This is a genomic window from Embleya sp. NPDC059237 (assembly GCF_042754105.1).
In the GTDB taxonomy this organism is placed as follows: Bacteria; Actinomycetota; Actinomycetes; order Streptomycetales; family Streptomycetaceae; genus Embleya.
The window spans coordinates 82,536-101,694 of the sequence record NZ_JBHZAE010000025.1 but is presented as its reverse complement, the minus strand read 5'-3'; the positions used below and the strand labels follow the sequence as shown (position 1 = coordinate 101,694).

The 19,159-nt window shown below is 73.7% G+C and carries 18 protein-coding genes and 1 riboswitch; of the genes, 7 read left to right on the top strand and 11 right to left on the bottom strand.

Annotation, left to right across the window (positions count from 1 at the left end):
- Positions 1-171: 171 nt before the first annotated feature.
- The 4 genes from ACFXKZ_RS47035 to ACFXKZ_RS47020 are packed head-to-tail and all read right to left on the bottom strand — an operon-like array spanning position 172 to position 5,336.
- Complete coding sequence (locus ACFXKZ_RS47035) at positions 172-930, bottom strand: methyltransferase domain-containing protein (protein ID WP_380012701.1); 759 nt, start codon at positions 928-930, stop codon at positions 172-174.
- Positions 931-982: 52 nt separating this feature from the next.
- Positions 983-4,462 (bottom strand): DNA polymerase III subunit alpha, encoded by a 3,480-nt coding sequence (locus tag ACFXKZ_RS47030; RefSeq protein WP_380012698.1) that lies wholly within the window; start codon positions 4,460-4,462, stop codon positions 983-985.
- A gap of 58 nt (positions 4,463-4,520) precedes the next feature.
- Positions 4,521-5,036 (bottom strand): SAV_6107 family HEPN domain-containing protein, encoded by a 516-nt coding sequence (locus ACFXKZ_RS47025; RefSeq protein ID WP_371863019.1) that lies wholly within the window; start codon positions 5,034-5,036, stop codon positions 4,521-4,523.
- A 12-nt stretch (positions 5,037-5,048) separates the two neighbouring features.
- Entirely contained in the window at positions 5,049-5,336 is a 288-nt protein-coding gene (locus ACFXKZ_RS47020) for a DUF6504 family protein (protein ID WP_380012695.1), read from the bottom strand.
- 369 nt (positions 5,337-5,705) lie between these two features.
- Between ACFXKZ_RS47020 and ACFXKZ_RS47015 the strand changes: the two genes are divergently transcribed.
- Positions 5,706-6,572 carry a 1-aminocyclopropane-1-carboxylate deaminase/D-cysteine desulfhydrase gene (locus ACFXKZ_RS47015; protein ID WP_380012692.1) on the top strand — a complete coding sequence of 289 codons (867 nt, stop codon included), beginning with the start codon at positions 5,706-5,708 and terminating at the stop codon, positions 6,570-6,572.
- A gap of 533 nt (positions 6,573-7,105) precedes the next feature.
- Complete coding sequence (locus tag ACFXKZ_RS47010; protein WP_380012689.1) at positions 7,106-8,596, top strand: phytoene desaturase family protein; 1,491 nt, start codon at positions 7,106-7,108, stop codon at positions 8,594-8,596.
- 27 nt (positions 8,597-8,623) lie between these two features.
- Here the strand turns inward: ACFXKZ_RS47010 and ACFXKZ_RS47005 are convergent, their stop codons facing one another.
- Together ACFXKZ_RS47005 and metF are read right to left on the bottom strand one after the other, a co-directional pair.
- Complete coding sequence (locus ACFXKZ_RS47005) at positions 8,624-8,917, bottom strand: hypothetical protein (protein ID WP_126638312.1); 294 nt, start codon at positions 8,915-8,917, stop codon at positions 8,624-8,626.
- A gap of 70 nt (positions 8,918-8,987) precedes the next feature.
- Positions 8,988-9,941 (bottom strand): methylenetetrahydrofolate reductase [NAD(P)H], encoded by a 954-nt coding sequence (metF, locus tag ACFXKZ_RS47000; protein ID WP_380012686.1) that lies wholly within the window; start codon positions 9,939-9,941, stop codon positions 8,988-8,990.
- A 164-nt stretch (positions 9,942-10,105) separates the two neighbouring features.
- Between metF and ACFXKZ_RS46995 the strand changes: the two genes are divergently transcribed.
- Complete coding sequence (locus tag ACFXKZ_RS46995) at positions 10,106-11,197, top strand: polyprenyl synthetase family protein (protein WP_380012683.1); 1,092 nt, start codon at positions 10,106-10,108, stop codon at positions 11,195-11,197.
- Here the strand turns inward: ACFXKZ_RS46995 and ACFXKZ_RS46990 are convergent.
- The 5 genes from ACFXKZ_RS46990 to ACFXKZ_RS46970 form a co-directional block, all read right to left on the bottom strand.
- Complete coding sequence (locus ACFXKZ_RS46990; protein ID WP_380012680.1) at positions 11,194-11,586, bottom strand: hypothetical protein; 393 nt, start codon at positions 11,584-11,586, stop codon at positions 11,194-11,196. The two genes, ACFXKZ_RS46995 and ACFXKZ_RS46990, sit on opposite strands and share 4 nt — an antisense overlap.
- 91 nt (positions 11,587-11,677) lie before the next feature.
- A complete protein-coding gene (locus tag ACFXKZ_RS46985; RefSeq protein WP_380012677.1) occupies positions 11,678-12,187 on the bottom strand; it encodes a ribonuclease domain-containing protein in 510 nt (169 codons plus the stop codon).
- 113 nt (positions 12,188-12,300) lie between these two features.
- On the bottom strand, positions 12,301-12,945 hold the full coding sequence (gene thiE, locus ACFXKZ_RS46980; protein WP_380012674.1) for a thiamine phosphate synthase: 645 nt from the start codon (positions 12,943-12,945) through the stop codon (positions 12,301-12,303).
- 10 nt (positions 12,946-12,955) lie between these two features.
- Entirely contained in the window at positions 12,956-13,321 is a 366-nt protein-coding gene (locus tag ACFXKZ_RS46975) for an Rv2175c family DNA-binding protein (RefSeq protein WP_380012671.1), read from the bottom strand.
- A 46-nt stretch (positions 13,322-13,367) separates the two neighbouring features.
- The gene (locus ACFXKZ_RS46970; protein WP_380012668.1) at positions 13,368-14,552 is read right to left on the bottom strand and encodes an NAD(P)/FAD-dependent oxidoreductase; all 1,185 of its coding nucleotides are present in this window, start codon (positions 14,550-14,552) and stop codon (positions 13,368-13,370) included.
- Positions 14,553-14,668: 116 nt separating this feature from the next.
- Positions 14,669-14,780, top strand: a riboswitch (TPP riboswitch).
- Between ACFXKZ_RS46970 and thiO the strand changes: the two genes are divergently transcribed.
- From thiO to pknB, 4 genes are all read left to right on the top strand, one after another.
- Positions 14,776-15,960, top strand: a complete 1,185-nt coding sequence (gene thiO, locus ACFXKZ_RS46965; protein WP_380012665.1) for a glycine oxidase ThiO — start codon at positions 14,776-14,778, stop codon at positions 15,958-15,960. Its footprint overlaps the riboswitch before it by 5 nt.
- Positions 15,957-16,184, top strand: coding sequence for a sulfur carrier protein ThiS (thiS, locus tag ACFXKZ_RS46960; protein WP_380012662.1), 228 nt, complete (start codon positions 15,957-15,959; stop codon positions 16,182-16,184). The genes thiO and thiS overlap by 4 nt, the downstream gene beginning before the upstream one ends.
- Positions 16,185-16,189: 5 nt before the next feature.
- Positions 16,190-16,984: a thiazole synthase gene (locus ACFXKZ_RS46955; protein ID WP_380012659.1), complete on the top strand. Its 795-nt coding sequence runs from the start codon at positions 16,190-16,192 to the stop codon at positions 16,982-16,984.
- Positions 16,985-17,081: 97 nt separating this feature from the next.
- Positions 17,082-19,115, top strand: coding sequence for a Stk1 family PASTA domain-containing Ser/Thr kinase (gene pknB / locus ACFXKZ_RS46950; protein WP_380012656.1), 2,034 nt, complete (start codon positions 17,082-17,084; stop codon positions 19,113-19,115).
- The last annotated feature ends 44 nt before the right edge of the window (positions 19,116-19,159 follow it).

The window sequence follows — 19,159 nt, the reverse complement described above, 5'->3', positions numbered from 1 at the left end:
GCGGGCCCAGGCCCTGTCCGGCGGATCTCGGCGGGTCCGCGCCGCCCGGCACCGCACCTCGCCGCACCGGAGAAACAGCCGAATGGAACCACCATGCGGCTGCTTCTCCGGCACGCCGAGGCACGGCACCGGACGACGCGGCCCGATCCACCAAGATCCGCCGGACAGGGCCTAGTTCGCCGGCTTGCCCGCGAGCAGGTGCAGTTGGGTGGCCAGGGCGCGGTACTCGGGCTGTTCGGCCGCGGCGCGTTCGAGGTCGAGGAGGGCGTCGAACGAGCCCGGGTCGTCGACCAGGACGCCCGGGACCAGGTCGGCGAAGACCCGGATCGCGTGCACCGGGCCCGCCTCCAGGCCGGCCTTGGCGACCAGCGCGGTGAGGTCGGCGACGGTGAACCGGCGCGGCATCGGGTCGGCCGGGCCGTAGCGGCCCTCGGGGTCGGCGAGCAGGTCGCGGGCCTGGTCGAAGTGCCCGGCGAGGGCGCGGGCCAGGACCGCGCCGGTGCGGTTGGCCGCGAGCAGGCTGAGCGTGCCGCCGGCGCGCAGCGCGCGGACGATCCGGCCGAGGTCGGCCGCGGGGTCGTCCACCACCTCCAGGACGCCGTGGCACAACACCACGTCGGCGGCGTCCGGCTCGACCACGTCGAACAGGTCGTGGGTGTCGCCCTGGAGGGCGCGGACCAGGTCGGTGACCCCGGCCTCGGCGGCCCGGCGCTCCAGCGCGGCGAGCGCGTCGGGGCTGGGGTCGACGACGGTGACCCGGTGTCCGAGTCGGGCGATGGGCACCGCGAGGTTGCCGGTGCCGCCGCCGGTGTCGAGCACGTCGAGGACGTCCCGCCCGGCCACCTCGGCCCGTCGGTCCAACGCCTCGCGCAGCACCTGCCACACGACGGCGGTGCGCATCGAGCTGCGCCTGCGCGTCTGGTCGGACACGAACACCCTCCTCCGGAACCGGTCGGGTTCCACCTTAGAGCGTGTACGGAGGTCATCCCGCGCTCCCGGGGCTGGCGTGCCACAGCTTGCGCGGGGCCTGCTTGGCGGCGGTGCCGGCGGGACGCAGGTCGGCGTACGGGGAGACCTTGAAGCCGCTGGCGTGCACCAGGACCCGGCGCTCGGCGGGCGCGGCGGACGCCGGCCGCGCCTGGGCCATCAGCTCGTGCACGGCCGGGACGCCGCCGATGCTCCAGGCGTCGTGCAGCGCGCCCAACTCCCAGCAACCGGTGGCCCGCAGCGACACCCCGCGCGGTCCGGTGCGGCGCAGCACGCCGCGCACCACCAGCAGCCAGGAGTGGAACAGCGTGGCCGCGTACGGGTCCTGGGCGTCCTCGAAGAAGGTGGTGTCGACCGGTCCGGTGGCGTCGTCCAGGGTCAGGAAGATCACCCGGCGGCCGGATCGGATCGGCGGCGTCTGGGTGGCCACTTTGACCCCGGCGACCAGCAGTTCGGCGCGGTTGCGCCGGTTCAGCAGGTCGCGGGCGCGGGTGATGCCCAGGTCGGCCAGGAACGGCGCGTGGAAGTCGAGCACGTGGCGGCCGGCGTCCAGGCCGAGCACGTCGAGTTCGGCCCGCACCCGTTCCACGTCGGTGAACTCGGGCAGGCCGGTGGCCGGCGGGATGTCGGGGGCCAGGCCCAGGTCGAGTTCGGCGCCCTCCTGGTGTCGGCCGCCCCGGGCTCGGCCGGCCCGGCCGAGGCGGTTCAGGTCGGCGAGTTGCAGGAGCAGGTCGCGGCGAGTGGTCGGGGCCGGGTGCACGGCATCGAACGCGCCGATGGTGATCAGCCGTTCGGTGGTCGGGCGGGACGCGCCGCTGCGGGCCCGGAAGTCGACGAGGGAGGTGTACGGGCGGTGCGCCAGCACATGGGCGACCTCGTCGGCGCCGATGCCCTTGATCTCGGCCAGCGGGATCCGGATGCCGGGCGGCCCCTCGGGGAGGGGTTCGACCCGGTAGACGTCGTCGGAGCGGTTGACGTCGACGCCCAGGATCGGCACGCCGAACTGGCGCGCGTCGTCCAGGATCAGCCGTTTGGGGTACATCCCGGGGTCGTGGGTGAGCACGCCGGCCAGGAACGCGGCGGTGTGGTGCGTCTTGAGCCAGGCGGACTGGTAGGTGGGCAGCGCGAAGGCGGCGGCGTGCGCCTTGCAGAAGCCGAACGAGGCGAATGCCTCCAGGACGTCCCAGATCTTGTCGATCACCGGCCGGCTGTAGCCGCGGTGCGCGGCGAGTTCGTACAACCAGTCCCGGACGGCGGGTTTTCGCTCGTGGCTGCCCAACGCACGGCGGGCCACGTCGGCGCGGGCGAGGTCGCACCCGGTGGCGATGTGGATGATCCGGATCACCTGTTCGTGGAAGACCACCACGCCGCAGGTCTCCGCCAGCGCCTCGCGGAAGTCCTCGTGGATGTAGTAGGGCTCGGTCCAGCCCTGGCGGGCGGCCAGGAAGGGGGTCACCATGTCGCTCTTGACCGGGCCGGGCCGGAACAGCGAGATGTCCACGATGATGTCCTCGAACGTCTCCGGGGCGAACTTGCCGATCAGCTCGCGCTGTCCGGGCGATTCGATCTGGAAGCAGCCGAGGGTGCGCGTGGAGCGGATCAGGTCGAACGTGGCCCGGTCGTCGTGCGCGATCGTGTCCAGGTCGGGGGCGGCGCCGTCGACCCGTTCGATCTCGGCCACCGCGTGCGCCATCGCGGACTGCATCCGCACCCCGAGCACGTCGAGCTTGAGCAGTCCCAGGTGTTCGACGTCCTCCTTGTCGAACTGGCTCATCGGGAAGCCCTGCGCGGAGGTCTCCACGGGGGTGCGGTCGAGGAGGGTGAGGTTGGACAGCAGTACGCCGCACGGGTGCAGGGCGAGGTGTCGGGGCAGGCCGTCGAGCCGGGCGGCGAGCGCGAACAGGCCGTCGAAGCCGCCGTCCCGGGCGAGTCGGTGGTTGCGCAGTTCGGGCAGATCGCGCAGGGCCGGGCCGAGGTCGCGGGCGCGGATGTGCGGGAACGCCTTGGCCAGTTCGTCGATCTCGCCGGCGGCCAGGCCAAGGGCCGCGCCGACGTCGCGGATGGCGTGCCGGGCGCGGTAGGTCTCGGCCATCGACACGCAGGCGCAGCGCTCCGGGCCGAAGACCTCCATGATCCGCCGGTAGACGTCGGTACGGCGGGCGGATTCGACGTCGACGTCGATGTCGGGCAGCGCGGTGCGCCGGTCCGAGACGAAACGCTCCATCAGCAGGCCGTGTCGGAGCGGGTCGACGCCGGAGATGCCGAGCAGGTGGTTGACCAGACTGCCCGCGCCGGAGCCGCGGGCCGCGCAGCGCACGCCCATGTCCCGGATCAGGTCGACCACGCCGGCCACGGTCAGGAAGTAGGACGGCAGGCCGAGTCGGCCGATCAGCGCCAGCTCGTCGTCGAGGCGACCCAGCGCCTCGGTGGTGGGGGCGATGCCGCGCAGCCCCAGGCCCGCCTCGCACCGCGCGCGCAGTTCGGCGCCGGCCCGGCTCGCGGGCACGCCCAGCACCTCCGGCTCGGGGTAGAACACGCTGCCCAGGCCCAGGTCCCGAGCCGGGTCCAGGACCAGTTCGTCGGCCAGCGCGCGGCCGGCGCCGAGCAGCGCGGCGGCGGTGCCCCGGCCGGCCAGGCAGGTGATCTCGGCGGCGACGGCGACCATGTCGAGGGTGGGCTTGAGGTATGCCTCGGAACCGGTGCGGGCCAGGTGGTGCGGGCCGAGCGGGACCAGTCGGCGGGCCGAGTCGAGCACGTCGGCGACCACGGCGTCCTCGCGGTCGGCGTAGCGCACCGCGTTGGTGAGCACGGCGGGCACGCGGTGGGTGTCGGCGAGGGTGAGCATCCGGGCCGCGTGGACGGCGGATCCGGCCCGGCCCGGCGGCGCGAGGTGGCACACCAGTTCGAGATACAGGGCGTCGTCGGGCATGGCGGCGCGGGCCCGGGCGAGCAGTCGTTCGGCGAGCGCGGGCCGGTCGGCGGCGAGCGCCCGGCCGACCTCGGAGTCGGGTCCGGCCAGTACGACCACGGCGCCGTCGGTCGCGGCCAGCGCCTCCCAGGTGGTCACCGGGTTGGCCCGGTCGCGCCGGTGCGCGTCGCTGACCAGCCGGCACAGCGCGGCCCAGCCCGCCTTGCCCCGGGCGAGCACGGTGACCCGAGGATGCCCGGGGTCGGTGAACGCGCCGCCGCGCGCGGGGGTGCGCCGGATCCGGCCCGGCGCTACGGGATCCGGCTCGGCGGGCAACACCGCCAGCTCGGCACCCAGGATCGGCCGGATGCCCGCCGCGAGGCAGCCGCGCGCGAAGGCGACCGCGCCGTACACCCCGTCCCGGTCGGTCAGCGCGAGGGTGTCCAGGCCGTGTTCGACCGCGCGCTCGATCAGGGTGCTCGGGTGCGAGACGCCGTAGCGCATCGAATGCCCCGACGCGACGTGCAGGTGGGCGAAGGGGCTGTTCGATCGATTCGGTCGGTTCATGGGTGGTGCCGGTTCTTGGGTGGGGGCGTTCGGTGGCGGGGCGTAAGAGGGACGGCGCTCAGTCGACGGGCGGGGGCGGGGCCGGGATCGGGGGCAGTGCGAGCAGGCGCACCACCAGGCGGAAGAAGGTCTCGACGTCGCGGATCAGGTCGTCGGCCTCGCGGCCGGTGACCGCGCCGGGCAGGCCCGCCTCGGCGGCGGCGCGCTTGCGGGCGCCGGACGCGAAGAAGGCGGCCCACTCGACCAGCTCGGGCGCCACCTTCGGCAGCAGTTCCCATGCGCTGCGCGGGGCCCGCCGGCGCCGGCCCGGGCGCTGCTCGTCGGCCTGTGCCCGGGCGGCGAGCACGGCCGCGGCCACCCGCAGCGCGGCCAGGTGGGCGGTGGCGTAGCGCTCCGCCGCGTCGGGGTTGACGGCGGCCTCCGTGAGCCCGCGCCGGGCCTGGGCCAGCAGGTCGAGCGCGCCGCGCGGGGCGGACGACCAGCGCACCGGCGCTCGTCGGATCGGCGGCGGCTCGGGTATGTGGGCGGACTGGTTCACACTCGTGCGCACACTCGCGCTCGCGCTTGCGCTCACGGAGTCACCTCCTCAATCGGCGGTCCGAGCCAGCGTCCAGGTCCCGGCGCCGGCGTCCAGGCTGAGGTCGTAGACGCCCAGTGGCGCGCTGCGGCCGGCTCCGGCCTCCACCCGCCACACCTCGCGCTCCCCCGTCGTCACGACGGCGGCTCGCGAACGCGCTTGCTGCCACCACTCGCCGGTCTCGACCCAGTGGCCGAGCACTTCCCGGACCACGTAGAGCCGGTCGTGCCACAGGAACCGCGCGGGGTCCCCACCACTGCGCAGCACCTCCACCGGATCGGTGTGCAGACGCGTCATACGGCTCCTCCTCTGCCGAGGCCCGGGCCGCGATGCGCTTCCCCACGCACCGCGCCCCCGGCTGCCCATCCGTTTGCCCCGTGCCGTTCGAGTCGAACTTTTCTCTCGAACAAAAGTTCGATCCCGTTTGCCAGTAAAGCTCGCTCCCCCACCCACGTCAACGTCATTGCCGCAGTACCGGGCGAACCGGCGTGTTCGATCGATGTTCGAGCATGTTCGCGTCGAACGATCCCCGTCACGTCCACCGTGACAGGCCACTCCGACAGCCGACCCACCACCGACTCCGACCACCGACTCCGACCACCGACGCCGCCGCCGATTCCGCCGTCGCTTCCGTCACCGAGCCGGCCGACGTGCGACCCTGCCCGGGTGCGACCACGTCTGCCCTCGCCGCTGTGCGAGCTGTCCGATCCCCGGCTGAGCGCCCTCGGCCTGCGCCTGTGCCTCAAACGGGACGACCTGATCCATCCCGAGGTGCCGGGCAACAAGTGGCGCAAGCTGAAGTACAACCTGGCGGCGGCCCGCGAGCGGGGCGAGCACACCCTGCTGACCTTCGGCGGCGCCTACTCGAACCACCTCAGGGCCACCGCCGCCGCCGGCCGCGCGCTCGGCCTGGCCACCGTCGGCGTGGTACGCGGCGAGGAACTCGCCGACCGCCCGCTCAACCCGTCGCTCGCCTTCGCGGCCGAACGCGGCATGCGGCTGGTGTTCGTCGACCGCGCCACCTACCGGGCCAAGCACACGCCACCGGTGCTGGAGCGGCTGCTCGCCGCACACGGGCCCGCGTACGTACTGCCCGAAGGCGGCAGCAACGAGGCCGCCGTGCGCGGATGCGCGGAGTTGCCCGCCGAACTCGGCGACGACGTCGACACGGTCTGCGTCGCAGTGGGCACCGGCGGCACACTGGCCGGGATCGCGGCGGGACTGCCCGCCGGGCGGCGCGCAATCGGCTTCGCGGTGCTCAGGGGCGGCTTCCTCGCCGACGAGGTGGCCGACCTCCAGCGCCGCACCTATGGCGCGCCGACCGACAACTGGCACGTGGAGGACGACTTCCACCACGGCGGCTACGCCCGGCACGGCCCGGAACTGGACACCTTCCTCGCCGACTTCGCGGCCCGACACGGCTTTGCGCCCGAGCCGGTCTACGTCGGCAAGATGTTGTTCGGGCTGTTCGCCCTCGCCGAACGCGGCGCGTTCGCCCCGGGCACCCGCCTGGTCGCGGTGATCACCGGCTGACCGGGCCGCCCGGCGCGCTCGAACCAAGGCGGCGCCGGCGCACCCGGGCCGCGCACCGCGAAAAGCGGTGGTCCGCCGTCCCCACGACCGGACCACCGCTCCGAACGACCCGCCGCCCCCCGTGGCCGTCGTCCCCGTCCATCCGTTCCGTCGCCCCGTGTCGCCGGTCCCGATGTCGTCGCTCGCCTCCGCCGTCCCCCTCGAACGGCACTCCCCGAGGCTCCCCCTGGGCTCTCCCCGTGCCGACAACTCTGGCGGTCGGCACGGGGGCGCGACATCCGTACGAATACTCAGAAACACACCGAGTACGGGCGCCCATATCTCCCGTCGATCATCGTTTTCGGGGCACCGCGGATCCGGGGAAATAAATCTTCCCCGCGCGTACAACCCTGGACGGGGGTCGCGAGTCTTACCAATCGTGACCCGCTGGGGGGTGGGCCCGTAGACCGTGGGGAGCGGTCGCGGGATGGAGCGGGGGACCAGGCCCGGGGGGCGGGCCTGGTCCCCCGCTTCCGCATATACGCTCTACCGACGTGGCTCGCATTGTGATCGTCGGCGCAGGTATCGGTGGATTGGCGGTGGCCGCTCGGCTGGCCACGCTTCGGCACGAGGTGACGATCTGCGAACGATCGTCCTCGACCGGCGGCGCCTCCGGGTCGATCGTCCGCGACGGCTTCACCTTCACCACCGGCCCCGGGCTGCTCACGCTGCCGGCCGTCTACCGCGACCTGTTCCTCAAGACCGGCGCGGCGATCGAGGACGTGGTGGACCTGGTCCCGCTCGCCTCCCCCACCCGCGAGTCGTTCGCCGCCGCGACCGGGGCGCGTACCGTCGTCGACCTCCCCAACGCCTCCCGGTCCGGGACCCACGACGCGTTCGAGGCGGGCTTCGGGGCGGGCGCGGGCGACGACTGGCAGCGGCTGCTGCACCGGGCCGGCGAGATGTGGGGGGTCACCCGGAAGAGCTTCATCGAAGCGCCGCTGCTGGCCGACCCGGCCCGGCGGGCCGAACGGCTGCGCAGTGCCGGGAGCGGGCGGGCCGACCTGCGCGTGACCGCCCCGTGGCGCTCGTTGCGCTCGCTCGGCCGGGCCACGCTGAGCGATCCCCGGCTGCGCGCCCACCTGGAGCGCTTCGCCGCCGAGGCGGGCTGCCATCCGGGCAAGGCGTCCGCGATGCTGGCCACGCTGCCCTACCTGGAGGAGACCTTCGGGGTGTGGTGGGTGCGCGGCGGCCTGCACCGGATGACCGAGGCTCTGCACGCGCGCTGCCTGCAGCGGAAGGTGAAGGTGCGCACCGACACCGAGGTCGTCGCAATCGAACGCGAAGGCGACCGGGTCGGCGGGGTGCGCGTGGCCGACGGCGGGCACCTGGCCGCCGACATCGTGATCACCGACCTGCCCACCGACCCGCACGCGGCCGGGCTGCTGTCCGGCCCCGGGGCCGCCGGGGCGCGGCGGGTGCCGGCCGCCTCCGCGACGCTCGAACTGCATCTCGCGCTGCGCGGGCACACCCCCGGGACGCCGCATCGCACCTATCTGTTCGCGGACGATCCGGGCCGGGAGCCCGACGCGCTGTTCGCCCGACGCCCCGCGCCGCCGAGCGATCCGACGGTGTGCGTCCTCGCCCCCGACGACCCGACGCTGGCCCCCGAGGGGCACAGCGCGTGGACGGTACAGCTGCGCGTGCCGCCACACGGCGTCGTGGACTGGGCCTCGGCCGCCGTCCGGGACGCCTACCCCGCGACCCTGCTCGACCTGATGGCCCGGCGCGGCCTCGACGTGCGCGACCGGGTCCTGTGGTCCGAGTTGCGCACCCCGGCCGACGTGGCGGCGGCCACCGGTGCCCCGGGCGGCGCGGTACCGGGCGCGGGCGCCGACGGGCCGCGCAGCGCGCCGCGCCGGGTGCCGAACCGGTCGGCCGTACCGGGTCTGTTCTCGGTCGGCGCGAGTGCCCATCCGGGTGGCGGGCTGCCCCGGGTCGGCATGTCGGCGGCGCTGGTGGCGGAGCTGATCGGGCGCGCGTAGGGCGTGGCTCGCGGTGTCCGGCCGGGTTCAGCGGGCCTTGGCCCGGCGGCCCTTCGGGCGGCGACCGCTGACCGTCCAGCCGTGGTGGTACGCCTTGCGCACATAGCGGGTGGTCAGGAACTGGCCGACCGCGAAGCAGAACGCGCCGATGCCGACCACCACCGGGTTCTTGATGCCGACGCCGGCGGCCACGCCGACGAAGCCGACGAAGGCCAGCACGCGGTAGCGGAACGGGGCACCGTGTTGCCACAACACCTCGGTCAGTAGCCACAGTCCGATCGGCACGAACAGGATGTAGAGCACCACCAGGCCGAACTGCACGGTCGATCCCTCCGTCACCGATGCGTGGCCTCACCCTAGAGGGTGGACCGGCCGTCGGGACGAAAGCGGGTCAGCCGACTTCGGTCGAGCCGGCTCCCCGCGCCGCGCCCGCTCCCTCGTCCAGCCCGAGGTTCTGGTAGATCTCGGTGGTCGCGGTCGACCGGTTCAAGGTGATGAAGTGCAGGCCCGGCGCGCCCTCGGCGAGCAGCCGCTCGGACATCCGGGTGGCGTATTCCACCCCGATCGTGCGCACCGCCGCCCGGTCGTCGCCGGCCGCCTCGACCGCCGCCGACAGGTCGGCCGGCACCGAGCAGCCGCTCAGCTCGCCGGCCCGCACCAGCGTGGTCGGGCTGGTCACCGGCATCACCTCGGGGATGATCGGGATGTCGCACCCGGCCGCCGCGACCCGGTCGCGCAGGCGCAGGTAGTCCTCGACGTCGAAGAACATCTGGGTGATCGCGTAGTCGGCGCCCGCGCGGCACTTGGCCACGAAGTGCCGGATGTCCTCGTCCCAGTTGTTCGAACGCGGGTGCATCTCCGGGAACGCGGCGATGCCCACGCAGAAGTCGCCGGACGCGCGCAGCAGCTCGACCAGCTCGACGGCGTAGGTGAAGCCGTCGGGGTGGGCGATCCACTCGCCCTTCGGGTCGCCCGGCGGGTCGCCGCGCAGCGCAAGCACGTTGCGCACGCCCGCGTTGGCGTACTGCCCGATGATGTTGCGCAGCTCGGCGCGCGAGTGGCCGACCGCGGTGAGGTGCCCCACGGGGGTGAGCGTGGTCTCGGTGGCGATGCGCTCGGTCGTGTCGACGGTCAGGCCCCGGCTGGAGCCGCCCGCGCCGTAGGTGACCGAGACGAAGGTCGGCGCCAGTGCCTCGACGCGGCGGATGGCCTCCCACAGGGTGCGGGTGCCCGCCTCCGTGCGTGGGGGCATGAACTCGAAGGAGAAGGACCGGGTGCCGTCCGCGAGGAGATCGCGAATGGCCGGAGTTCGACTGATTCGGGTGGCTGCCGCACCGAGAGACATGCAGGCAGGTTATCGGGCGTTCCGCGCGGCGAGGTAGACCTTCCACTCCGCGAGACGACCGGGCGAGTCGGGCTCGGTGGCGGGCGACCAGGGAACTCGCACCCGGCGCAAGTTAGGCTGCCCCGTATTTCCTGTTCGTTTCCCCGCCTTCGACGGAAGACTCCATGGCTGCCGAATCCTTCCCCGTACACCCCCTGGACCGGGGCGGCCTCCGGCAGCGGATCAATGCCGCGCTGGGCGAGTTCATGGACCGACAGGCGCGGGTGCTCGCCGACGTGGGCGAGGGCATGGTCCCGGTCACCGCGGCGCTGAACGACTTCGTGCTCGACGGCGGCAAGCGGCTGCGCCCGGGCTTTTGCTACTGGGGGTGGCGCGGGATCGCCGGTCCGGGACAGGCGGACGAGGCCATCGTGCGAGCGGCCACCGCGCTGGAGCTGCTCCAGGCCAGCGCGCTGATCCACGACGACCTGATGGACAGCAGCGACACCCGGCGCGGCAAGCCGGCCGTGCACCGCCGGTTCGAGGGGCTGCACGGGGAGAGCGGCTGGACGGGCTCGGGCGAGTCGTTCGGCTCGGCGGCGGCGATCCTGCTCGGCGACCTGTGCCTGTCCTGGTGCGACGAGATGTTCGGCGCCAGCGGGGTGGACGACCGGGCGCTGCGCGCGGCCAAGCCGCTGTTCGACGTGATGCGCACCGAGGTGATGGCGGGCCAGTATCTCGACGTGCTGGAGCAGGCGATGGGCGGCGGCTCGGTCGAGCGGTCACGACGGGTGATGCGGTTCAAGTCCGCCAAGTACACGATCGAGCGCCCCCTGCACGTGGGGGCCGCCCTGGCCGGCGCCGACCCGGCCGCCCTCGCCGCCTACTCCGCCTACGGGCTGCCCCTCGGTGAGGCCTTCCAGCTGCGCGACGACGTGCTCGGTGTCTTCGGCGACCCCGAGCGGACCGGCAAGCCCGCCGGGGACGACCTGCGCGAGGGCAAGCGGACCGTGCTGCTCGCGCTGGCCGGCGAGCGGGCCGACGCCGCCCAGAGCGAGGTGCTCACCGCGCTGGTCGGCGATCCGGCGCTGAGCGACACCGGGGTCAAGGAGCTGCGCGCGGTGATCGAGGACACCGGCGCGCTCGCCGACGTCGAGACGATGATCACCGATCTGACCGCGCGGGCCCTGACCGCCCTGGCCGGCGCGCCGATCGCCGAGGACGCGCGCGAAGTGCTGCGCGAGCTGGTCGACGCCGCCACGGTGCGCAGCGTCTAGGGGCGGGCGGGCGTGGGTGTCGGGCCGAGCGCGAACGGTGTGCCGAGGGTCGCGGGTCGGTGGTGTTCGGGCTCGGCGATGCGTCCCCGGTGCGGGTGTGCGGGGTGCTCGTCCCCGTCCTCGGACAACGCCTGCGGCGGATTGCGGCCGACCAGGTAGATCCCGCCGATCACGGCGGCGAGGACGAGCAGCGGGAACAGAAGCGCGCCCCCGTTGTCCGGCGTCGCGCTCGGCCGCGGCGCCGGCGTCCCGGGGGCGCCGACCGCGAGCCGAGGGCTCGGGATCCGGGTTCGGCCGGGCATCGTCGTGGGTGTCGCGGGGTGCGGCAGGTCGTGGGCGCGGGCATCCTCTGCGGACCCCGGACGGAAGGAGACGTCGGGTGTGTCCATCTCGGCAGTCTGGCCGCCGGATCGATCCGACTCGGCCGGAATGCGCCATCCGCGAGCCCAACCACCCGATCGGCGCACACCGCGTCGCGGGTCAGGGCAGGACGGCCGCGAAGCTCGCGTAGTGGTCGTCGCTGTAGAAGCGCTCGGTGTTCTTGCCGGTGACGATCCGCCGTGCGCCGCGATCGGCGGACCCGGGGGTGCGGACCGTGTACTCGCGGTAGTAGCCGTCGGGTCTGCCGGGGAGCAGCTTCTCCCGGTTGCCGAAGACGATGCCGTCGCGGGAGTACGGGAACGGGCCACCGGCCGCGATCAGGGCCAGCGTCTCGCGGGCCTCGGCGGGCAGGTCGCCGGCGGCGACGGTAAGCATCCGGGCGGGCACCCAGGTGGGGCGCGCGGACGCGGTGTCGCCGCGGCGCGACACCGACGCGGTGCCGACGGACGTGCCGGCCGCGGTGGACGCCGCCGGCGTCCGGGTCGCCCCGCCGGAACGCGACCCGTCGCCGCCGTCGCCGCCGCGCGTGAGCGCGACGACCAACGCGAGTGCCGCGACGAGCGCGAGCACCGTGACGACGATCAGATTGCGCCGCTGGGCACCGGACATGTCCCGCATCGTGCCGGCCCACCCATCGCACCGAGCCGATCGCGCGGCCGTACGCGCCGAACGACACCCGAACCGCGTACACCGCTGCTCGGGTGCGGTCGGTCGGCCCGGGGTCAGCCCGAGGTCAGCCGTTCGACGAACCGGGCCGTCGCCTCGGCCGGGTCCGCTGCCTCGGTGATCGCCCGGACCACCACCACCCGGGTCGCCCCGGCGGCCAGCACCCGGTCGAGGTTGGTCAGGTCGATGCCGCCGATCGCGAACCACGGCCGGGTCGGGCGCAGCGCGGCGGTGTACCGCACCAGGTCCAGACCCGGCGCGGGGCGGCCCGGCTTGGTCGGGGTCGGCCACACCGGTCCGGTGCAGAAGTAGTCCACTCCCGGCTCCACGAGCGCCGCGTCCACCTCGGCCTCGGCGTGCGTGGAGCGCCCGATCAGCACGTCGCCGCCGATGATCGCCCGGGCCGCGGGGACCGGCAGGTCGTCCTGTCCCAGGTGCAGCACGTCGGGGCCGATCGTGTGCGCGACGTCGGCCCGGTCGTTGACCGCGAGCAGCTTCCCGTGTCGGCGGCAGGCGTCCCGGAACACCTCCAGGTATTCCAGCTCCGGTCGGGCCTCCAGGCCCTTCTGCCGCAACTGCACGATGTCCACGCCCGCGCCGAGCACCGCGTCCAGGAACGCGGGCAGGTCGCCTTGCCGCTCCCGCGCGTCGGTGCACAGGTACAGGCGCGCGTCGGCCAACCGTTCCTGACGGCTCGTCATCGGCCCGGCCTCAGATCGCCAGCGCCTGGGCGCGTCGCCGCACCTCGGTCATCCGGTTCTCCTGCAGCGCCTGTACCGGCGTGCCCGGCAGCGTGTCGTCGGCGGTGAACAGCCACTCCAGCGCCTCCTCGTCGGAGAAGTTCGAGTCGGCGAGCAGAGTCAGCGTGCCGACGAGGCCCTTGACGATGTTGCCGTCCTGGAAGAAGTCGGCGGGCACCTGCAGCGCCCGGTGCTCGCCGCGGCGCACCGCGAGGAACTTGCGCTCCTTGAGCTGCTGCCGGACCTTGAGGATGTCCACACCGAGGATCTCGGCGATCTCGGGGAGGGTCACCCAGGCGGGGACGAGGGCTTCGATTTTCGGGTCGATCTCGCTCATCCGGCCAAGTCTAGGTTCCGTGGCCGGTCCCGCTTGCCGGCGCCGGTCACCGGACCGTCGGCTTGAGCGGGTTCTCCGGGTCGGCGAAGCGTTCCCGGTCCACCGGGGTGGCCAGCTGCACGAGTTTGCGGCCCTGGGCGAGGTCGCGCGGGCGGGCCACCGCGAGCAGCGCCACGAGCCGGTCGCCGGCGAACCAGCCCGCGGACCACTTGCCGTCCTCGCCGGCGTCGCGGAACACCAGTTCGTCGCCTTCGCCGTGCCGGCCGACGTACTGCACCATGCGGCCGAACTGGTCGGACCAGAAGTACGGGACCGGGTCGTAGGCCTGTTCGCCGCCGAGCAGGTTGGTCACGAGCACGCGCGGCGCCTGGAGTGCGTTGTCCCAGTGCTCGACATGCATCCGGGTGCCGTAGCGGGCGGACGGGAACTCGACGCAGTCGCCGACCGCGTGGACCCCGGGCATCGAGGTGGCCAGGTACTCGTCCACCTCGACGAAGCCCCGCGCGGTGCGGGCGACGGCGGATCCCGCCAGCCAGTCGGTGGCCGGGCGCACACCGATGCCGACCACGATCGCGTCGGCGCGCAGCCGGCGGCCGTCGGTCAGGTGTACCGCGCCCGGCTCCAGGCGATCCACCCGCGCGCCGAGCAGCAGTTCCACGCCGGCCTCGGCGTACCAGGGCACGAAGCGCTCGCCGATCGCGTCGGGGAAGGGCCCGGCGAGCGGGGCGTGCAGCGCCTCGACCACGGTGGTCGGGCAGCCGGCGGCTGCCGCGGCGGTGGCCACCTCGGCACCGATCCAGCCCGCGCCGACGATCACCACGTGCGCGCCGGGCACGAGCGCGGCGCGCAGCGCGCGGGCGTCGTCGATGGTGCGCAGCACATGCACGCCGGGCACCTCGGCGGCGCCGGGCAGGTGCAGCACGCGCGATCCGGTGGCGATCACCAGGCGCTCGTAGGCGATCGGTCCCGCGTCGGTGTCCACCGCGCCCTCGCGCAGCCCCGTGGCGGTGCGGCCGAACAGCACCTCGGTGTCGAGCGCGGCCCAGTCCGCCTCGAAGGAGGTGTCGTCGGTCTTGCCGGCCAGGACCTCCTTCGACAGCGGCGGGCGGTCGTACGGCGCGTGCGCCTCGGCGCCGAGCAGGGTGACGCGCCCGGCGTACCCCTGTTCCCGCAGCGCCACCACGGTTTGCAGGCCGGCCATGCCGGCACCCACGACGAGCACGTTGTCCATGCGGGGCAGCCTATGACGCGCGCCCGGGTCGCCGACGAGCAGGGTCTTGACTCAGTCAAGGAGATCGATGGGCGCCGCTCGGGCGCCCCGGATGGCGCCCGGGACGTGTCGTAGTGTGGAGAGGTCACGGGAGCCCGGTGAGACCGGGCTGAGAGGGGGGCTGCGAGCCCCCGACCGTCCGAACCTGATCCGGGTCATACCGGCGAAGGGAGTTCTGCTCATCATGTCCAACACCGGCACGGCCGGCCCCCCGGGCGTCGACGTCGTGGTCGTCGGCGCGGGCGTCGTCGGACTGTCGATCGCCTGGCGCGCCCGCACCCGGCACGGCCTCGCGGTCACCGTGGTCGACCCCGCCCCCGGCACCGGCGCCTCGCACGCCGCGGCGGGCATGCTCACGCCCGTCTCCGAACTCCAGTACGGCGAGGAGAGCCTGCTCCGGCTGAGCATCGAATCCGCCCGGCGCTACCCGGAGTTCGCCGCCGAGCTGGCCGACGCCGCGGGACTGCCCTCGGGTTACCGCGCGTGCGGCACGATCGCGGTCGCGCTGGACGCGGACGATCGGGCGGTGCTCAAGGACCTGCACGCCTACCAGGAACGCCTCGGCCTGCGCTCGGATTGGCTGACCAGCCGCGAGTGCCGCCGCCTCGAACCCATGTTGTCCCCGGCGATCACCGGCGGCCTGCACGTCGAGGACGACCACCAGATCGACAACCGCGCCCTGGTCGCGGCGCTGCTCGCGGCCTGCGCGCGGGCGGGCGTGACGATCGTGCGCGAGGGCGTCGAGCGGGTCCTGGTCGCCGACGAGCGCGCGTACGGTGTGCGGCTGCGCGACGGGCGGGCGCTGACCGCCGATCAGGTGCTGCTCGCCGCCGGGTGCCGCTCGGCGCGGATCCCGGGCCTGCCGCCCGAGGTGGTGCCCCCGGTGCGTCCGGTCAAGGGCGAGATCCTGCGGCTGGCCGTGCCGCCGGCGCTGCGCCCGCTGCTGTCCCGCAACATCCGGGGCGTGGTCAAGGGCGGCAGCATGTACCTGGTCCCGCGCGTGGACGGCGAACTGGTGATCGGCGCCACCGAACACGACCTCGGGTTCGACACCGAGGTCACCGCGGGCGGGGTCTACGAACTGCTCCGCGACGCGCACGAACTCGTCCCCGGCGTGACCGAGTTGCCGCTGGTCGAGACGCTCGCGGGGCTGCGTCCGGGCAGCCCGGACAACGCGCCGATCCTGGGCCGCTCCGCGCTGGCCGGTCTGGTGGTGGCCACCGGCCACTACCGACACGGCATCCTGCTCACCCCGATCACCGCCGACACCGTGGCCGACGTGCTCGCGCACGGCACCACACCCGACCTCATCGCGCCCTTCGGGCCCGACCGTTTCACGACGAGCGCCGCCCGGAAGGTGATGGCATGACCGACATCGACGACATCGGGAACATCGAGGTCTCCGTCAACGGCGACCGGCGCGATGTGGCGACCGGCACCACCGTGGCCGACCTGGTGGCCACGCTGACCACCGCCGCCAAGGGTGTGGCGGTCGCGGTCGACGAGGCCGTGGTGCCGCGCGGCGCGTGGGCCGAGACCGTGCTCGACGCGGGCAGCCGCGTCGAGGTGCTGACCGCCGTGCAGGGAGGGTGACCACGATGGCCGACGACACGCTGGTGATCGGCGGGGAGTCCTTCACGTCGCGATTGATCACCGGAACGGGTGGTGCGCCGAGCCTGGAGGTGCTGGAGCAGGCGCTGATCGCGTCCGGCACCGAGATCACCACGGTGGCGATGCGCCGGGTGGACCCGGGGACGGCGGGCTCGGTGCTCGACGTGCTGCGCCGCCTCGGCATCCGGGTGTTGCCGAACACCGCCGGGTGCTTCACCTCGGGCGAGGCGGTGCTCACCGCGCGGCTGGCCCGGGAGGCGCTGGAGACCGACTGGGTCAAGCTCGAAGTCGTGGCCGACGAGCGCACGTTGCTGCCGGACGGGGTCGAGCTGGTGGACGCCGCCGAGCGGCTGGTCGACGACGGCTTCCGGGTGCTCGCGTACACCAACGACGACCCGGTGCTCGCACGCCGGCTCGAACAGGTGGGCTGTGTGGCGGTGATGCCGCTGGGTTCGCCGATCGGCTCGGGTCTGGGCATCCGCAATCCGCACAACATCCGACTGATCACCGAGCAGGCCGGCGTCCCGGTGGTGCTCGACGCGGGTCTGGGCACCGCCTCCGACGCGGCGCTCGCGATGGAGCTGGGCTGCGACGCGGTGATGCTGGCGACCGCGGTCACCCGGGCGCAGTCGCCGCTGCTGATGGCCGAGGCGATGCGGCACGCGGTGGAGGCGGGCCGACTCGCGTACCGCGCCGGGCGCATCCCGATGCGTCACCACGCGCACGCCTCGTCACCCATGGCCGGCATGCTGGACGCGAGCCCCGAACATCCCGCCTTCTGAGCCGTACCGGCCCCGTGCGCCGCGTCGGCCCGGCGACGGGGGAACCATGGGGAAGACCGTCGGCGTCCACGAGGCAGTGGACCCTACACTCCTGAACATGGACACGACCTTGAATGATCCGCTCGTCGGGCGGCTGCTCGACGGTCGATACCGGGTCGATGCCCGAGTTGCCGCAGGTGGCATGGCCACGGTGTACCGGGCGCTCGACACTCGGCTCGATCGCGTCGTCGCCCTCAAGGTGATGCACGCCGGGCTCGCCCAGGACCCCGAGTCCACCCGCCGCTTCATCCTGGAGGCGAAGGCCGCCGCCCGGCTGTCGCACCCCAACGTGGTCAACGTCTTCGACCAGGGCACCGACGGCACCGTCGCCTACCTCGCGATGGAATACGTCGAGGGCCGCACGCTGCGCGAACTGCTGCAGGACCTGGGCAACATGACCCCGCGCGAGGCGTTCGGGGTGCTGGAGCCGATGCTCGCCGCGCTCTCCGCCGCACACCGGGCGGGCTTCGTGCACCGCGACGTCAAGCCGGAGAACGTACTGATCTCCGACGACGGCGGGATCAAGCTCGGCGACTTCGGACTGGCCCGCGCGACCACCACGACCGCGACCGCGGCGACCGGCAAGGTCCTGGTCGGCACGGTCGCCTACCTCGCGCCCGAGCAGGTCGAACGCGGCGAGTCCACCCCGCGCTCCGACGTGTACGCGGCGGGCGTGGTGCTCTACGAGATGCTGACCGGCCGTCAGCCGCACCACGGCGCGACCGCGGTCGAGGTCATCTACAAGCACGTGCACGCCGACGTGCCGCCGCCCTCGCACGCGGTGCCGGGCCTGTCCACCACGCTGGACACGCTGGTGCGCACGGCCACCGTGCGCGACCCGGAGCAGCGGCCGAGCGACGCCGAGGAGCTGCTCGGTCTGGTCCGCCGGACCCGGCACGCGATGCCCGACGCGGAGTTGGACTTCGGCGCGGCGCTGCGCCTGCCGCCGCCGCCCGAGCCGATCAACGACAACGCCACCAGCGTGTTCCGGGCGGGCGAGGTGATGCTGCCGCCGCATCTGGCGCCGCTCGGGTTGAGCGTCGACTCGATGGACGACGAGCAGGCGCGCTACGGCGGGGGCTACGAGGAGCCCTACTCCGAGGAGCAGCAGGTCTACGCGCCGGCCGCCCCGGGAGTGCCGGCCCAGGCCGCCGGCGGCGGGTATCCCCACCAGCCGGCGCTGCCCGGCCGACGGCGCCGGCGCGGGCCGTCGCGGGGCATGCTCGTGCTGGCGGTCGTGCTGCTCGTGGCGGCCGCGATCGGCGGCGGCGCGTGGTGGTACGGCTCGGGCCGCTACGCCGACGTGCCCGGGGTGTTGAACATGACCCAGGCCGACGCGGAGAAGCGCATCAAGAACGCCGGCCTCAAGGTGCAGTACGTCGGCGACGGGGAGTTCAACGAGATCGTCGCCAAGGGCTCGGTGATCTCCACCGACCCGGCCCCCGGCAAGAACGTGACGAGCGGATCGACCGTCAAGGTCAAGCTGTCCAAGGGCCCGGAGCGGCACGTGGTGCCGGCGCTGGCGAACCTGAAGCTGGAGGACGCGAAGAAGGCACTCGCCGACGCCGCGCTCAAGCCGGGCACCGAGACCAAGGTGGCCAGTCCCAAGCCGCCGGGCACGGTGGTGGGCAGCACGCCGGCCGCCGGCGAGCAGTTGCAGCGGGACAGCGTGGTCGCCCTGACGGTCAGCCGGGGCCCGGACACCGTGGTGCCGGACCTGACCGGACTGAGCCTGGACGAGGCCAAGGCCAAATTCCTGCCCACGACCGGGGTCACCGTCGAGGCGGACCCGACTCCGCAGTTCTCGGACACCGTGCCGCAGGGCCGGATCATGTCGTTCGTGCCGGGCGTGAACGCCAACGTGCAGTACGGGACGAAGATCGTGGTGGTGTTGTCCAAGGGTCCGGACCTGGTCCAGGTGCCGCCGGTGACGGGGATGAACCCGGACGACGCGGGCCGCGCGCTCCAGGCCGCGGGGTTGCGGGTCAACAACCGGATGATCCCGCTGATCCCCGCCAACGTGGGCAAGCAGGACCCGGCGGCCGGCTCGATGGTCAAGCGCAACAGCGAGGTCTTCATCTCGAACTTCTAGGCGCGCTCCGCCCCCGCCGGCCCTTCGGGCCCGGCGGGGCGACC

What these genes read in the sequence shown, in the direction of transcription:
- ACFXKZ_RS46955 (WP_380012659.1), top strand. Translation starts at nt 16,190, where the DNA reads ATGGCCGACGACACGCTGGTGATCGGCGGGGAGTCCTTCACGTCGCGA.
- thiS (WP_380012662.1), top strand. Translation starts at nt 15,957, where the DNA reads ATGACCGACATCGACGACATCGGGAACATCGAGGTCTCCGTCAACGGC.
- ACFXKZ_RS46990 (WP_380012680.1), bottom strand. Translation starts at nt 11,586, where the DNA reads ATGGACACACCCGACGTCTCCTTCCGTCCGGGGTCCGCAGAGGATGCC.
- pknB (WP_380012656.1), top strand. Translation starts at nt 17,082, where the DNA reads ATGGACACGACCTTGAATGATCCGCTCGTCGGGCGGCTGCTCGACGGT.
- thiO (WP_380012665.1), top strand. Translation starts at nt 14,776, where the DNA reads ATGTCCAACACCGGCACGGCCGGCCCCCCGGGCGTCGACGTCGTGGTC.
- ACFXKZ_RS46970 (WP_380012668.1), bottom strand. Translation starts at nt 14,552, where the DNA reads ATGGACAACGTGCTCGTCGTGGGTGCCGGCATGGCCGGCCTGCAAACC.
- ACFXKZ_RS46985 (WP_380012677.1), bottom strand. Translation starts at nt 12,187, where the DNA reads ATGTCCGGTGCCCAGCGGCGCAATCTGATCGTCGTCACGGTGCTCGCG.
- ACFXKZ_RS46975 (WP_380012671.1), bottom strand. Translation starts at nt 13,321, where the DNA reads ATGAGCGAGATCGACCCGAAAATCGAAGCCCTCGTCCCCGCCTGGGTG.
- ACFXKZ_RS47020 (WP_380012695.1), bottom strand. Translation starts at nt 5,336, where the DNA reads ATGACGCGTCTGCACACCGATCCGGTGGAGGTGCTGCGCAGTGGTGGG.
- metF (WP_380012686.1), bottom strand. Translation starts at nt 9,941, where the DNA reads ATGTCTCTCGGTGCGGCAGCCACCCGAATCAGTCGAACTCCGGCCATT.
- ACFXKZ_RS47030 (WP_380012698.1), bottom strand. Translation starts at nt 4,462, where the DNA reads ATGAACCGACCGAATCGATCGAACAGCCCCTTCGCCCACCTGCACGTC.
- thiE (WP_380012674.1), bottom strand. Translation starts at nt 12,945, where the DNA reads ATGACGAGCCGTCAGGAACGGTTGGCCGACGCGCGCCTGTACCTGTGC.
- ACFXKZ_RS46995 (WP_380012683.1), top strand. Translation starts at nt 10,106, where the DNA reads ATGGCTGCCGAATCCTTCCCCGTACACCCCCTGGACCGGGGCGGCCTC.